This window comes from Hominifimenecus sp. rT4P-3, from assembly GCF_051055405.1.
In the GTDB taxonomy this organism is placed as follows: domain Bacteria; phylum Bacillota; class Clostridia; order Lachnospirales; family Lachnospiraceae; genus Pseudolachnospira.
This window is the reverse complement of the sequence record NZ_CP167068.1, coordinates 1,800,413-1,815,954: the sequence shown is the minus strand read 5'-3', so window position 1 is coordinate 1,815,954 and position 15,542 is coordinate 1,800,413. Positions and strand designations below refer to the sequence as shown.

Below are 15,542 nucleotides of genomic sequence, written 5' to 3'. Positions count from 1 at the left end.
AAAATTGTACAAGAACAAAATTCACCTTTTCAACGGTTTTTTGCTAGCCCTATATGAACTTTATGTGAAATCTCTGGAATTTTTTTTGCATACCTGTTAGAATAATAAAATGATGATGCTAGGGTCAAAAGGTCATGGTTTGATATGCTTGCATATCGAACCATGACGTTGGGACCCGCAAAAACATGAAAAAGTAGCCCGATAGGGCGGATTTTGAATGTTTTTAGGATTGCGAGAGCATAAAATGCGCAGCAATCCGTAAGCATCAGGGGTCAAAAGACCTTTTGATCCCGACATCTTAGTATTATGATACACGGAGGTGACGGCAATGGAACGGCGGAAGGTACTGGTGGTGGATGACGAAGAGCGGATGCGGAAGCTGGTACGGGACTTTCTGGTCAAAAAAGATTTCCAGGTCGTAGAAGCCGGCGACGGCGAGGAAGCAATCGACCTCTTTTTTACGGACAAGAAGATTGATCTGGTCATTCTCGACGTGATGATGCCGAAGATGAACGGTTGGGAGGTTCTGGAGACCATCCGGAAATACTCCAAAGTACCGGTGATCTTATTGACGGCAAAAGCAGAAGAGCGGGACGAGCTGAGAGGCTTTGATCTTGGCGTGGACGAATATATTACCAAGCCGTTCAGCCCGAAAATCCTGGTGGCGCGGGTAGAAGCTTTGCTTCGAAGGACCGTCGGAGATCAAAGCGATGTATTGGACGTAGGCGGCATAAGAATCAACAAGGCAGCCCATACGGTGATCATCGACGGGAAAAGTTTAGATCTTAGTTTTAAGGAATTTGAACTTTTGACCTATTTTGTTGAAAATCAGGGAATCGCGCTTTCGCGGGAAACCATACTCAATCATGTATGGAATTATAATTACTTTGGGGACGCACGCACCATCGACACCCATGTGAAGAAGCTGCGCAGCAAGATGGGAGAGAAGGGAGATTATATTAAGACGGTCTGGGGAATGGGATATAAGTTTGAGGTGGACCAATGAAGTTCTCCATACGATTTAAATTTACAATGATCTTGGTTGCTGTGATTACGGGAGTGATTGCAGCAATCTGCTTTATTAATAACCGGTATCTGGAAACCTATGTCATCCGGGAAAAGCAGGGGCAGATTCAGGCCATGCGGGAAGCTGTGGAGGCATATGTGGACGATGGCTATGCGGACGAGGGCAAAAGAAAACTGGACCGGTTGAGCCGGATCAATAACATTGCGGTCCTGGTGATTCAAGAGACATCGGGATTGGGCGGTCTGGGGCGGGTGCAGTATGCCAGCAGCTTAGAGCAGCAGGGTTTTAGTCTTCGGCTGGACAGCTACCTGAGAGGAACCGGAGGACCTGTGATCTCGGATATCTATATCCATGGGGACAATTATGTGATCTATAAGGCCTATGACAGTCAGCTGGGGAGCAATCAGATTGACTGCATCGGCATCTATCAGGGGGCGGACTACATTCTTTCCACCCCCTTGGAGAGCATACGGGAAAGCGTAACGCTGTCCAACAAATTTTTGGCCGGCGTAGGCGCCTTGTCCGTCATCGTAGGAGCTGTCCTGATGTATTTTGTGACGAGAAATCTGACAAAGCCGATTTTAAAACTGGCTTCCCTTTCAGAACAGATGGCGGAGTTGGATTTTAGCGTCCGCTATCAGGGAAAACAAAAAGATGAAATCGGGATTCTGGGAGACAGCATCAATCATATGTCGGAGAAGCTTCAGTCGACCATCGAGGAACTGAAAGAGGCCAATGCGCAGCTGGAACAGGATATTGAGGAGAAAGAGCGAATCGACGAGAGGCGGCGGGAGTTTATTTCCAATGTCTCCCATGAATTAAAGACGCCGATCGCCCTGATTCAGGGATATTCCGAGGGCCTGAAAGATGATGTGAATGAAGATCCAGAGAGCAGGGACTTTTACTGCGATGTGATTATCGACGAGGCGAAAAAGATGAATCATATCGTAAAGCGGCTTTTAAATCTGGGAGAGATCGAATCCGGGCAGATGAAATTATCTTTGGAGGAGTTTAATCTGGTAGAAGTGATTCGCGGCGTGATGCAGGCGACGTCGGTATTGGGAAAGGATCTGGACTGTACAGTTTCCCTGGACTGCCCGGAGGAACTTTGGGTGCGGGCGGACGAATTTATGTTGGAGGAAGTGCTTCAAAACTATATAAGCAATGCCTACCATCATGTGTCAAATCCCGGCACAATTTCTATTCGGGCCGCAGCTTCGGATGGTGTTGTAAGGGTTTCTGTTTTCAACACAGGAAAACCGATTCCGGAGGAAGATTTGCCGCATGTCTGGGAAAAATTTTATAAGGTGGATAAGGCGAGAACGCGCAAATACGGAGGCAGCGGCATCGGGCTTTCTATCGTAAAAGCGATCGTGCATGCTCATAAAGGTCGCTGCGGTGTGGAAAACCGGGAGGACGGCGTAGAATTTTGGTTTGAATTTTAACTCAGACCTCTTCAAATGGAATCTGGTGATGGCGCAGAAAACGGCAGATGACTTTTCCCCATTCTTTTTCCAAGGTTTTATCCAGGGAGAAAACGGTCAGGGAAGCGCCTGTCGTGCAGCGAATCTGTCCATTTTCGTAGTAGATGTTAAGGAAGAGACCGGCCACGTCTTCCGGCCCGTAGGAAAGTCCGCAGGAGGCCAGGGTTTTTGCGGTATTTTCTTCATTGAGCCGTAATACGATCTTGAATCCTTTGGGAAGGGTCTGTCCCTTGACGATTTGGAAAGCCAGGGGGCGAAGATCTCCCCAGGCGGCGCAGACGGTTTTGCCTTCCTCCGAGATGGAACTGCCGTCGATGGCAATGGAAAATGTGGTGGTAAAAGCGGCCTCCGGCACAAGAAAACGGTCGAATACCTCCTGGCGAAACAATTTATTGGTGAAATCCTTAATATCGGCGATTTGAAGTCCCAGCATTCCTTGTTTCCTTTCTACGTATACCTTACCTTCCATTTGGTGTTTGCCCTTGTCAATAGAAGGTACCTTCAGTATAACGGAAGAAAAGGGAAATGTAAACGGAAGATTTTGCTGGAAATATTCAGAAAACGGTGGTATGCTATACCATAGAATCAATGTTGAGGGCACAAGTCTTTTGCCCCCAGGATATAGAAAGGAAAGCAGGCTTATGAAAATCACATTTCTTGGGGCGGCCCATGAAGTAACGGGCAGCTGCACCTATTTGGAAGTGAACGGCCACAAGTTTCTCGTGGACTGCGGCATGGAGCAGGGAGTGAATGTTTTTGAGAATGAAGATATCCCAGTGCCTCCCTCGGAGATCGAATGTGTGCTTTTGACTCATGCCCATATTGATCATTCCGGAAAGCTGCCGTGGCTTTTTAAAAATGGATTCCGGGGAAGCGTATATGCGACGGAAGCGACCTGCAGCCTTTGCAATATTATGTTGCGCGACAGCGCCCACATCCAGGAATTTGAGGCCGAGTGGCAAAACCGGAAAGCACAGCGCGCGGGGAAACCGAGCTTTGAGCCTCTTTACACCATGGCGGACGCGGAAGGCGTGATCCGCAAATTGCGTCCGGTGCCTTATGGGGAAAAAGTCCAGGTGTTGGATGGCGTGGATATTTCTTTTACGGACGTTGGCCATCTGCTGGGGTCCGCAAGCATTGAAGTTTGGATGCGGGAAGGCGACGTCGAGAAAAAGATGGTGTTCAGCGGGGATATCGGAAATCATGACCGTCCGATTTTACGGGATCCGCAGCCGACTCTGGACGCAGATTATGTGATGATCGAATCCACTTATGGAAACCGCTACCATGAAAAGCATGAGTCGGAGCAGGATTATGTGAACCGGTTGGCGGACTGCATTCAGCGAACGCTGGACCGCGGAGGGAATGTGGTGATCCCTTCCTTTGCCGTGGGGCGTACCCAGGAGATCTTGTATTTTATCCGGCAGATCAAGGCGGATGGGCTGGTTCATGGCCATGACGGATTCAAGGTCTATGTCGATAGTCCTCTGGCCAATGAGGCGACCAGCGTCTTTGTGCAGAGTGATCGGGACTATTTTGACGAAGGTATGCGCGCTTTATTGGACGCCGGAAAGAACCCTCTATTTTTCCCAGGACTGGAAATTTCCGTGACCAGCGACGAGTCCAAAGCGATCAACTTTGACCCGTCGCCCAAGGTGATTCTATCCGCCAGCGGTATGTGCGAGGCAGGCCGGATTCGTCACCATCTGAAACATAATTTGTGGCGGAAAGAATCCCTGATCCTCTTTGTGGGGTATCAGTCGGTCGGCACTTTGGGCCGTTCTATCTATGAGGGCACCAAACAGGTAAGACTGTTCGGTGAAGAAATTACGGTAAACGCGGAGATCGACACGCTGGCCGGAATCAGCGGCCATGCGGACAAAGAGGGACTCTTGAAGTGGATCGACAGCTTTGAGAAAAAGCCGTCTTTGGTCTTTGTCAATCACGGGGAAGATGAGTCCTGCATCAGCTTTGCAGAGTGCTTGGAGACAGAGAAAGGCCTCCGAGCGGCGGCTCCTTATAGTGGAACGATCTATGATTTGGCCACCGGCGAATGCATCAAGGAGACCGAAGGTATTCGGATTCCGAAAGAAAAACGCGCTCAGGGAGATGGGATGCGGACCGAAGGCTTCTTTGGAAACCTGGTTGCTGCGGGACGCCGTCTGACCGGCCTGATCCCCAAGTGGCGGGAACGCACCAATAAAGAGATCAAGCGTTTCACCAAAGAAATCGAGGCGCTTTGCGATAAGTGGGAAAACGAACTATGAATCGAAACTTTCAGAAGGAAATGGAACAAATCGTCCGTTTCCACCGAGAACTTGGCGAGGCCCCGGCATTGCTGTTGCACAGCTGCTGCGGGCCTTGCAGCAGTTCCGTGCTGGAACAACTGACGGAGAATTTCCGGGTGACTGTATTTTATTTTAATCCGAACATTTCTCCGAGAGAAGAGTATGAAAAGCGCGTCGAGGAGCAGAGGCGTTTGTTAGAGCATCTTCCCGCCAAATACCCGGTTTCTTTTTGGGAAGGACGATACGTACCGGAAGAGTTTTATCAGGCGGTGCAGGGATTAGAGCACATTTCCGAGGGCGGAGAGCGCTGCTTCGTGTGCTACCGCCAGCGGCTGAGGGAGGCCGCTATCATGGCTGCTGCCGGCGGGTTTGACTATTTTACCACCACGCTTTCGGTCAGTCCCATGAAAAATGCGGCCAAGCTCAATGAGATCGGTCTGGAACTTTCCGGGAAATACGGCGTGAAATATCTGGTTTCCGATTTTAAGAAGCGAGACGGATATAAACGCTCCATCGAGCTTTCGGAAAAATACGGCATGTACCGTCAGGATTACTGCGGATGCGTGTTCTCAAAGGAAGAACGGCGGGAAAAAGAGCGAAAAAAGGCTTTACAGAATGAAGACTTCGTACTAAAATAAAACAGAATATGTATAAAAACCTCAGGAGGGTATAACATGAAAGTATTGGTTATTAATTGCGGAAGCTCTTCCCTGAAATACCAGCTGATTGACTCCGAAACCGAAGCAGTTTTGGCCAAGGGCCTCTGCGAGAGAATCGGAATTGACGGCCGTCTGGTCTATCAGCCGGCTGGCGGTGAGAAAGAGATCGTAGAAGCTGCGATGCCGGCTCATACGCAGGCGATCCAGATGGTATTGGACATCCTGGTCAATCCGAAGACTGGTATCCTGAAGAGTCTGGAAGAGGTAGACGCGATTGGACACCGTGTGCTGCATGGCGGCCACAAGCTGACCAGTTCCGTAAAGATCGACGAGGAAGCTCTGCAGGTCATCGACGAGTGCTGTGATCTGGGACCGCTGCACAACCCGGCGAACTTGATGGGAATCCGCGCCTGCATGGAGCTGATGCCCGGCAAGCCCAACGTAGCTGTTTTTGATACTGCTTTCCATCAGACCATGCCGGCGAAAGCTTATATGTACGGCATTCCTTATGAGTACTATGAGAAATACCACATCCGTAAATACGGCTTCCACGGTACTTCCCACAGCTTTGTATCCAAAGAAGCCATTAAGTTCCTGGGCCTTAATAAGAACAACTCTAAGGTGATCGTCGCTCACTTAGGAAACGGTTCTTCCATCAGCGCGGTGAAAAATGGCGAGTGCGTGGATACCAGCATGGGTCTGACCCCTCTGGAAGGTCTGATCATGGGAACCCGTTCCGGTGATCTGGATCCGGCTGTTTTGGAGTACATTGCGAGAAAAGAAGGCAAGGATATCTTTGAGATGGTAACCATGCTGAACAAGAAATCCGGCGTATACGGCATGACCAAGGGCCTTTCCAGCGACTTCCGCGATCTGGGCGCTGCTGCCGAAGAAGGAAATGAGCTGGCTATCAACGCTCTGGATGCGTTCTGCTACCGTGTCGCCAAATACATTGGTTCTTATGCGGCGGCCATGAACGGCGTAGACGCGATTGCTTTCACCGGCGGTATCGGCGAGAATGGCGTTGGCGAGCGTGAGAAGATCGTCAGCTACCTGGGTTATCTGGGAATCACTCTGGATGCAGAGGCAAATAAGCACAGAGGCGAGAACTATGTGATCTCTACTCCGGATTCCAAGGTTACGGTAGCGATCGTTCCGACCAATGAGGAATTGATGATTGCCAGAGAGACGGTTGCTTTGGTGTAAGACAAGCAGCGTGAAATTCTCTGTTTAAACAAAGAAGGCATAGCCGTTTATAGAGCGGCTGTGCCTTCTTTCGTTTCGAGGCCGTTTGATATCCGAATCTCTATCGGAAATTTCCTAACTGAGGAACCCTTTGGAGAAAAATAAAATGGGCTGATTTAGTATATAAATTTCAACAAAAATCTGCCTTTTTCTGCCTTTTTACATGCGGTATCTTTACATTCTTGAGAATTTATGGTATATTTTATCTAAAAAGTTGGGGAAATACATCCCTTTCGATCATCAAATCTAAGAATGCGAAATATGGAATATAGAGGAGGTTCAGGTACTATGGCACCGATTGCTGACGTTATCAAATATGAGGGTGATAATTCCACCTTTATTTGGAAGCATCCCTGTGAGGATTTTAATTCGCTGACACAGCTCATTGTTCATGAAAGCCAAGAGGCAATCTTCTTTATGAACGGTCAGGCGCTTGATCTGTTTGGCGCGGGCCGTTATACTCTCGAAACGCAGAATATCCCTAAAATTGGAAAGGTGCTCAATCGTATTACCGGGGACAATACGCCTTTTCACTGTGAAGTTTATTTTATCAATAAAGCGGAGCAGATGTCGATAAAATGGGGGACGGACTCCAAAGTTCAATATATAGAGCCAACCTATGGATTTCCCATTTCCATTGGCGCAAGCGGTGAAATGAGCCTTCGCGCGGAGGATAGCCGAAAACTGCTTTTGAAATTAGTCGGCACGGAGAATATCCTGAGCCAACAAAAATTGGTGGGATTTTTCCGCGCTTTTTTGATGACAAAAGTCAAGACCTATATGGCGCAGGTGATGAAGGCAAACGCGATCAATATCTTTGAAATTGATGAGAATTTGTCTGTATTTTCCACAAATATTCATAAGCTCTTGATACCGGATTTTGCCGAGTATGGTGTTTCTCTGGAAAGATTTTTTGTGACTACCATCGTCAAGCCCGATGGCGATAGACAGTATGAGAAATTTAAGGAATTACATTTCCGCCAATATGCCGACATTGCCGAGGCGAAACTCCGCCAGCAAACCGATTTAATTTACGCGCAGACCGAAGCGCAAAAGGTAGTGATCGATTCTCAGGCGCAAGCCGCTAAGCGGGCGCAAGAAGGTTACACATATGCACAAGAGCGTGGTTTTGACGTTGCTGAAAAAGTGGCGCAAAACGAGGCGGTCGGTCAGTTTACCAATATGGGCGTTGGCTTAGGCACGATGGCGGGAGTAGGCGGCGCTGTCGGCGGCGTGGTGGGCAATGCCGTAAGCGGCGCTATGGACGCGGCGGCTCCTACTTCCGTACCAACTCAACCTGCCGATGATATGGCGGCTTTCAAAGCAAAAGTAGAAAAACTGAACATTATGAAAGAATCCGGCATGATTACGGAAGAAGAGTTCAACAATCTGAAGGCGCAGTTGCTTTCTTCTATTCTTTGATAGGAGGGTAAGACGATGAAAAAGAATTTTAAATGGTATGCGATTTGCTGGGCGATTCTGTTTGCGGTATTTCAGGCGGTTTGTTTTGCCATGCCAAAGGAAATAGCGGGAATCAGCAAATTTGACGGTGCATTTTGGCCGGGGTATATTTTTATTTCGCTTGCCTTTATCGGCCAATTGATCTGTGCATATTTTGCTTTTAAAGCCGATTCCTTGAAAAAGATGTTTTACAAACTCCCGCTGATAACCGTTAGCTATAGTGGACTTCTCTTTATGGTGGTATTCGGCGCGCTTGGTATGGCAATTCCAGCTCTGCCAAATTGGGTAAGCATTATCATTTGTCTGCTGATCCTTGCATTTCATGCGATCTCCGTATTGAAAGCGTCTGTGGCTGCGGATATGGTGGAACAAGTAGATAAAAGGGTGGACGCACAGACGCAGTGGATAAAACGGCTTACTGTGGAGGCAGAGGGATTGGTATCTGCCGCCAAGAGCGAAGCGGTGAGAGCTGAGTGTAAAAAAGTATATGAGGCAATTCGCTACAGCGATCCCATGAGCAATGACGCGCTTTCCGTTATAGAAGAAAAAATCACCGTAAAAGTGGATGAGCTTGCCGCCGCTGCCGGCGCGGATGATGCAGAAAGAGCCAAGAATGCAGCGGATGAAGTGAGGATTCTTGTCGAAGAGAGAAATAAGAAGTGCAAGGCGTTAAAATGAATCGTATAGAGATGGTTCATGGAAACAACAAGAAAAGGGGCGATCAGCAATGGTGATATATAAGTGTAAAATGTGCGGAGGCACGATCGAATTTGAACAGGGGGCGACGGTGGGCGTCTGCGACAGCTGTGGAACCAAGCAGACCTTGCCTCGTCTGGACGATGAGAAAAAGGTGAATTGGTATGACAGGGCCAATCATTTTCGCCGGAATAACGATTTTGACAAAGCAATGGGGATTTACGAGCAAATTTTGAACGAGGACGACACCGACGCGGAAGCGTATTGGTCGTTGGTCCTTTGCCGCTACGGGATTGAGTATGTGGAGGAACCCGCAAGTCATAAACGGATTCCCACGATAAACCGCGCGCAATTTACCTCGATCTATATGGACGAGGATTATAAATCTGCCATTCGGTATGCCGACAGCGATCAAAAAGCCGTCTATGAAGAGGAAGCAAAAGCGATTGACGAGATTCAGAAAGGCATTCTTGAAATTTCTTCCAAGGAAGAGCCTTTCGATGTGTTCATCTGCTATAAAGAGACGGACGCGAATGGCAGAAGGACACAGGATTCCGTTTTGGCAAATGAATTATATCATGAGCTGATTGAGGAGGGGTTTAAAGTCTTTTTCTCCCGCATCACCCTGGAAGATAAGCTTGGCATTGCCTATGAGCCATACATATTCGCGGCTTTGCATTCTTCCAAAGTCATGGTGGTAATCGGCACAAAGCCGGAATATTTTAACGCTGTCTGGGTAAAGAACGAGTGGAATCGTTATCTAGCTTTGATCAAAAATGGCGAAAAGAAAATGCTAATTCCTGCCTACCGGGATATGGACCCTTACGATCTGCCGGAAGAGTTTTCTCACCTGCAGGCACAGGATATGTCCAAGCTCGGTTTTATGCAGGATTTAATTCGCGGGATTAAGAAAATTGCAACAGTAGATACGCCGAAAGAAACGGTAAAGAAAAACGTTGTCAAAGATAGTGGTAATACGAATACCAATGCCAATATCGCGCCCCTTCTCAAACGCGTATTTATCTTCCTGGAAGACGGGGATTTTGACGAAGCGGACGAATACTGTGAAAAAGTGCTCGACCTTGATCCGGAGTGCGCGCAAGCGTATCTTGGAAAATTGATGGCGGAATTGTTTGTCGAAAAGCAGGAGCTGCTTGCCGACTGTGACGAGCCATTTGACGACTGCAATAATTATCAAAAGATCATTCGCTTCGGGGACAAAGAATTAGTCTCCACGATCAAAGGATATATTGATCAAATTAATGAGCGCAACGAAAATGACCGTATGACAGAAATTTACAATCATGCGGTTAACGTGATGGATTCCGCGACTACGGAAGCAGAGTGCAGATCAGCCGCTGATGTGTTCCAAAGTATATCCGGTTTTAAAGATGCGGATGTACTTGTCCAAAAGTGTCTGGATACGGCAGAAAAATTCAAGGTTCAGGAGGAAGAAAAGCGGATTGAAGACGAAAAGCTGGCAAAGAAGCAGGAAAAAGTTATTTCTATCATAACGCTTATCGTCTTTGCAATTATTATTTTTGTAATTGTATTGAATACTCTCATCATGCCAAAGTATAAGTTTTATAAAGCGATGGGATTGTTGGAGGATGGAGACTATGATTCCGCATATGCGCTGTTGGAGGAACTCGAAAATAGTGACGCAATTGCTGCAAATAAATATGAAAGAGCGGTTGCACTTCTGGAGGCTGGCGATCTGAGATCAGCGTATCTGTTATTTCGTGATTCAAACTACAATGATGGATCTCAGAAGGCGTTGGAATTATTAGAAGATCATCCGTCATTTGCTCAAATTGGCGACACAGTAACATTTGGCAGATATGAGCAGGATAATGATAACGCGAATGGCAAAGAAAAAATTGAGTGGATTGTACTGGATAAAACGGATAGCGGAATATTGATAATTAGCAGTAAGGTACTTGATAATCTTAGATATTATGCGGGGAGCCAACGTATAACCTGGGAAGAATGTTCTCTTAGAGAATGGTTGAATAGTACTTTCTTGGAGGAGGCATTCAATACGGAAGAACAGCTGCGTATCCAGAGCGCGAAAGTAACGGCAGATCCCAATCCTTGGTATGGTACGGATTATGGAAATGACACAATAGATAAAGTATTCCTTCTTAGCGTAGCAGAAGTGAATAAATATTTTCCTGCTGATTCTGCAAAAGCATGTACACCTACAGAATATGCTATTGCAAGGGATGTTTCTGTTCGCAACGGTAACTGTATTTGGTGGCTACGATCACCGAGTATTGTTAGTGGGTATGTTGTCGCTATTAGTGATAGGCTCACGTTCGCTACCATAGGTGCCTTGTACCCTGAAGGTGTCCGTCCCGCTCTATGGCTAAATTTTGAGTCTTAAATCTTTTTCCCATGAACCATCATCCCTCCACCTCGTATACGCCTTTTACTTTGGGCGTGTACGAGGTGGAATTGCAAATGAGCCGGCGCCTTTGCCGACCTGTGAAATGAGCCTGGATTTTATTAACTTTCTATGAAAAATATAGATAAAATCCTCCGTTTGCTGTATACTAAGAACGCATAGTGGGACTTTTCGTCTGTTTTACACAAATGAGATCAAGATTTTCCGCTTCATAGATGGTAGTGTTCATAACGGATATGTCAATTTCATAGAAAGGATTTTATCGAATGCGCGTAGTATTTATGGGTACGCCGGAATTCAGCGTTCCGGTTCTGACAGCGATGGTCGAGGCAGGTCACGAGGTCGCAGCGGTGGTGACGCAGCCGGATAAACCAAAGGGCCGAGGGAAAGAATATCAGTATACCCCGGTAAAAGAAAAAGCCTTGGAGTACAACATTCCGGTACTCCAGCCGGTAAAAGTGCGGGAACCGGCGTTTATAGAAGAGTTGAAATCTTACGGGCCGGAAGTGATGGTGGTAGTGGCCTTTGGCCAGATTTTGACCAAAGAAGTGCTGGCAGTGCCGGAAAAAGGCTGTATCAATGTCCATGCTTCTTTGCTTCCTATGTATCGAGGCGCCGCGCCGATACAGCAGGTGATTTTGGACGGACAGAAAGAAACCGGCGTTACCACGATGTTTATGGACGAGGGACTGGACACCGGCGATATGTTGCTGAAAACCGTGGTGCCCATTGCCGACGATGAGACAGGCGGAAGCCTTCACGACAAATTGAGCGCTGTGGGCGCGCCGCTTTTGATCGAAACGCTCCGGCAGTTGGAGGCGGGGACTTTAGAGCGGATTCCCCAGGAAGGGGAGACTTGTTACGCGGGGATGCTGAAGAAGTCCATGGGAAAGATGGATTGGACGAGGCCGGCAGTAGAGCTGGAACGGTTGGTTCGCGGCCTGAACCCGTGGCCCAGCGCATATACTTCTCTGAATGGAAAGATGTTAAAGATTTGGGCCGCCGAGGTAGAACCAGCAGGTGAAGCTGGCTTGCCGGGGCAGGTGGTAAAAGTGGAAAAAGATGGAATCGGCGTGATGACCGGAGACGGAATCTTGATGATTCGCGAGCTGCAGCCGGAAGGGAAAAAACGAATGAGCGCAGACGCCTATCTGCGGGGATATCCGGTGAAGCCTGGTTTACAATTGGAATAGGAGGAAAAATGTTTTATTGGTGGGACCCAACCTATATTTTGGTGATTATTGCCGCATTGATCAGTATGGCGGCGTCGGCAAGGGTGAACAGTACGTATTCCCGTTACGCGGGGGTGAGAAACCGTTCTGGCATCACCGGCGCGGAAGCGGCGAGACGGATTTTACAGCAGCAGGGAATTTATGATGTCAGCGTAGAGCGGATATCGGGAAATTTGACAGACCATTATGATCCGAGAAGCAAGGTGCTGCGTCTGTCGGATTCTACCTTTGGTTCATCCAGTGTGGCGGCGGTGGGAGTGGCGGCCCATGAGTGCGGTCACGCGATCCAGGACGCCCAGGGATATGCCCCCTTAAAGATTCGGGGGGCCTTGGTTCCGGTGGCAAATTTAGGCGCTACCCTTAGCTGGCCGTTGGTGTTGATCGGACTGTTGATCCGCAGCGACAGCGGTATGCTGTTGATCAAAGGCGGGATTTTGTTGTTCTGCGCCGTGGTGTTATTTCAGGTGGTTACGTTACCTGTGGAATTTAACGCGTCAAGCAGAGGCATGCGTCTCTTGACAGAGGCAGGAGTCCTCTATGAGGATGAGACGGCTCAGACCAGAAAAGTGCTTTCGGCGGCGGCCATGACCTATGTCGCCAGCGTTGCAGCCAGCCTCCTTCAGTTGTTGCGTCTGCTGATGATTGCGAGAAGCAGAAGCCGGGATTGATATGGAAAATACGAGAGAAATTGCGTCCGCCGCGGTCTATTCGATCTTGGAAGAGGATGGACAGAGTCATGTGGTGCTGCGGGAGACATTTAACCGTTACCCGGAACTTTCCAGCAGAGACCGTCATTTCATCCAATATTTGGTCCAGGGAACCATAGAAAATTTGATTCTTCTGGACGCGAAATTAAATCAGGTGTCGAAAACCCCGGTGAAAAAGATGAAGCCTTGGATTCGCACGATTCTGCGGACCGGGGCTTATCAGATTTTATTTATGGAAAAAGTTCCGGCTTCCGCCGCCTGCAACGAGGCGGTAAAATTGGCGGAAAAGCGGCGTTTCCATGGCTTAAAAGGGTTTGTGAATGGCGTGCTCCGCGCGATTGTCCGGGAGCCGTCGCTGCCGGAAGAAAATCTGGCGATCCGCTATTCCATGCCGGAGTGGCTGGTAGATCGGTGGAAGAAGGTTTACGGGGCGAAAACAACCGAAGCCATGTTGAAAGCGTTTCAGTGTCCAGCCAGGCTATCGGTGCGCTGGAACCTTTCCCTTGCGTCAAAGGGGCAAATCCAGGAAAGTTTAGAAGGCCAGGGGGTAAAAATAGAGCCGCTTCCTTATGGGCTGGCAGGCTGTTTCCTTTCAGATTTTGATCGGATCGACGCCTTGGAGGCTTTCCAAAAGGGGTGGATTCAGGTGCAGGATGTCAGTTCGATTTTGGCGGGGCAGGCAGCCGCGCCGAAAAGGAGTAGCCGTATCTTGGATTTGTGCGCGGCGCCGGGAGGAAAAAGCCTGCATTTGGCCGATTCGCTGGAGGGAACCGGGCAGGTAATCGCCTGTGATCTGACACCAAAGAAAACCGCGATGATCGAAGAAAATAAGAGGCGGACCGGTTTTTCCAATCTGAAAATTGAAGTATCCGATGCCCGGATCTTCCGGCCGGAATGGGAGGCTTCCTTTGATCTGGTAATGGCGGACCTTCCGTGCTCCGGTCTTGGAACCATCGGTCACAAGCCGGAGATTAAGTATCGTGCGACGCCGGAATCCATACATAGTCTGGCTTCTTTACAGAGGGAGATTCTTACGGCATCCTGGCGGTATTTGAAACCAGGAGGAATGTTGATTTATAGTACTTGTACCGTGGAGCCGGAAGAAAATATAGAAAATTTTCATTGGCTTTTGGAATCTTTTCCTCTGGAACCAGTTCCCTTGACGGACGTGTTGGCGGAAGGCCCGGAGGAAGAAAGCCGGAAAGAGGGGTGGCTGCAATTGCTGCCGGGAACCCATGGGGGAGATGGATTTTTTATCTCAAAGTGTAAAAGGAAAAACCAATGAAGAAAATCGATCTAAAATCTTTGGAGCTTCCAGAGTTAAAAACCGTTTTGGCAGAAATGGGGGAAAAGCCCTTTCGCGCCGGTCAGATCTATCAATGGATTCATCAAAAAAAGGCGACGGCTTTTGAGCAGATGACGAATCTTTCGGAAGCTCTTCGGGTCCGGCTTCAAAACGAGTGCGAGCTGTCGGCTTTTCAGATTGCAGACTGTCAAATTTCTAAGATGGATGGAACCAGAAAGTACGCATTTCTGTTGTCGGACGGGAATATTATAGAGAGCGTGTACATGAAGTATCACCATGGGGTAAGCGTGTGTATTTCTTCCCAGGCGGGTTGCCGGATGGGCTGCCGTTTTTGTGCCTCGACGCTGGACGGGCTGGCCAGAAACCTTTCCGCAGGGGAAATGCTGGAACAGGTTTATGCCATGGAGAGAGACACAGGGGAACGGGTTTCCCATGTGGTGGTGATGGGAAGCGGAGAACCTTTGGATAATAAAGAGAATCTGATCAAATTTCTGCGCTTGATCTCGGACGATCAAGGAGGCGGCATCAGCCAGAGAAATATCACGGTTTCTACTTGCGGGCTCGTTTCGGAAATCCGAAGTTTGGCAAAGGAACGGTTCGGCATTACGCTGGCGCTGTCTCTTCACGCACCCAACGACGAACTGCGCCGGACCATGATGCCAGTGGCAAACCGGTATACGATTGCGGAGACTCTTGCGGCCTGTGATTTTTACTTTGAAGAAACCGGCCGCCGGATGAGTTATGAGTACAGCCTGGTTCGAGGCGTCAATGATCAGCCGGAGCAGGCAAGACAGTTGGCGGGGCTTTTGAAAGGGAAAAACTGTCATGTCAATCTGATTCCGGTGAACCCAATCCGAGAGCGGGAATACCGGGAGACCATGGCGCCGGAAGTGGAGCGATTTAAAAAAGAACTTGAAAAAAGTAGAATAAATGTTACTATAAGAAGGAGACTGGGCGCGGACATTGACAGCGCCTGCGGTCAGCTGCGTCGCAGGATTCAGCGGGGGAATATGCGAGAAGGAGGCTGAAT

Annotated in this window: 13 protein-coding genes; 12 read left to right on the top strand and 1 reads right to left on the bottom strand. The window is 48.5% G+C overall.

The genetic code is table 11. The features are described from left to right. Positions 1 to 328 precede the first annotated feature (328 nt). Positions 329 to 1,006: a response regulator transcription factor gene (locus ACCC71_RS08390; RefSeq protein ID WP_434309183.1), complete on the top strand. Its 678-nt coding sequence runs from the start codon at positions 329 to 331 to the stop codon at positions 1,004 to 1,006. After that, positions 1,003 to 2,472: an ATP-binding protein gene (locus ACCC71_RS08385; RefSeq protein ID WP_434309182.1), complete on the top strand. Its 1,470-nt coding sequence runs from the start codon at positions 1,003 to 1,005 to the stop codon at positions 2,470 to 2,472. Before ACCC71_RS08390 ends, ACCC71_RS08385 begins: the two co-directional genes overlap by 4 nt. Before the next feature lies 1 nt (position 2,473). Here ACCC71_RS08385 and ACCC71_RS08380 read toward each other — a convergent pair whose 3' ends face one another. Beyond that, a complete protein-coding gene (locus tag ACCC71_RS08380) occupies positions 2,474 to 2,944 on the bottom strand; it encodes a DUF5721 family protein (RefSeq protein WP_434309181.1) in 471 nt (156 codons plus the stop codon). 208 nt (positions 2,945 to 3,152) lie between these two features. Between ACCC71_RS08380 and ACCC71_RS08375 the strand changes: the two genes are divergently transcribed. The 10 genes from ACCC71_RS08375 to rlmN all read left to right on the top strand — a co-directional run bounded on the left by ACCC71_RS08375 (position 3,153) and on the right by rlmN (position 15,540). Then, positions 3,153 to 4,778 carry an MBL fold metallo-hydrolase RNA specificity domain-containing protein gene (locus ACCC71_RS08375; protein WP_434309180.1) on the top strand — a complete coding sequence of 542 codons (1,626 nt, stop codon included), beginning with the start codon at positions 3,153 to 3,155 and terminating at the stop codon, positions 4,776 to 4,778. Next, on the top strand, positions 4,775 to 5,437 hold the full coding sequence (locus ACCC71_RS08370) for an epoxyqueuosine reductase QueH (RefSeq protein WP_434309179.1): 663 nt from the start codon (positions 4,775 to 4,777) through the stop codon (positions 5,435 to 5,437). Before ACCC71_RS08375 ends, ACCC71_RS08370 begins: the two co-directional genes overlap by 4 nt. A gap of 36 nt (positions 5,438 to 5,473) precedes the next feature. Beyond that, the gene (locus tag ACCC71_RS08365; RefSeq protein ID WP_434309178.1) at positions 5,474 to 6,664 is read left to right on the top strand and encodes an acetate/propionate family kinase; all 1,191 of its coding nucleotides are present in this window, start codon (positions 5,474 to 5,476) and stop codon (positions 6,662 to 6,664) included. Between the two features lie 327 nt (positions 6,665 to 6,991). After that, the gene (locus ACCC71_RS08360) at positions 6,992 to 8,125 is read left to right on the top strand and encodes an SPFH domain-containing protein (protein ID WP_434309177.1); all 1,134 of its coding nucleotides are present in this window, start codon (positions 6,992 to 6,994) and stop codon (positions 8,123 to 8,125) included. A gap of 15 nt (positions 8,126 to 8,140) precedes the next feature. Further along, on the top strand, positions 8,141 to 8,842 hold the full coding sequence (locus ACCC71_RS08355; protein WP_434309176.1) for a hypothetical protein: 702 nt from the start codon (positions 8,141 to 8,143) through the stop codon (positions 8,840 to 8,842). 49 nt (positions 8,843 to 8,891) lie between these two features. Continuing rightward, positions 8,892 to 11,246 carry a DUF6273 domain-containing protein gene (locus tag ACCC71_RS08350; RefSeq protein WP_434309175.1) on the top strand — a complete coding sequence of 785 codons (2,355 nt, stop codon included), beginning with the start codon at positions 8,892 to 8,894 and terminating at the stop codon, positions 11,244 to 11,246. A gap of 287 nt (positions 11,247 to 11,533) precedes the next feature. Then, the gene (fmt, locus tag ACCC71_RS08345; protein ID WP_434309174.1) at positions 11,534 to 12,460 is read left to right on the top strand and encodes a methionyl-tRNA formyltransferase; all 927 of its coding nucleotides are present in this window, start codon (positions 11,534 to 11,536) and stop codon (positions 12,458 to 12,460) included. A gap of 8 nt (positions 12,461 to 12,468) precedes the next feature. Continuing rightward, positions 12,469 to 13,167 carry a zinc metallopeptidase gene (locus ACCC71_RS08340; protein WP_434309173.1) on the top strand — a complete coding sequence of 233 codons (699 nt, stop codon included), beginning with the start codon at positions 12,469 to 12,471 and terminating at the stop codon, positions 13,165 to 13,167. 1 nt (position 13,168) lies between these two features. Beyond that, on the top strand, positions 13,169 to 14,491 hold the full coding sequence (gene rsmB / locus ACCC71_RS08335; RefSeq protein ID WP_434309172.1) for a 16S rRNA (cytosine(967)-C(5))-methyltransferase RsmB: 1,323 nt from the start codon (positions 13,169 to 13,171) through the stop codon (positions 14,489 to 14,491). Next, entirely contained in the window at positions 14,488 to 15,540 is a 1,053-nt protein-coding gene (gene rlmN, locus ACCC71_RS08330; protein WP_434309171.1) for a 23S rRNA (adenine(2503)-C(2))-methyltransferase RlmN, read from the top strand. The genes rsmB and rlmN overlap by 4 nt, the downstream gene beginning before the upstream one ends. Positions 15,541 to 15,542 lie beyond the last annotated feature (2 nt).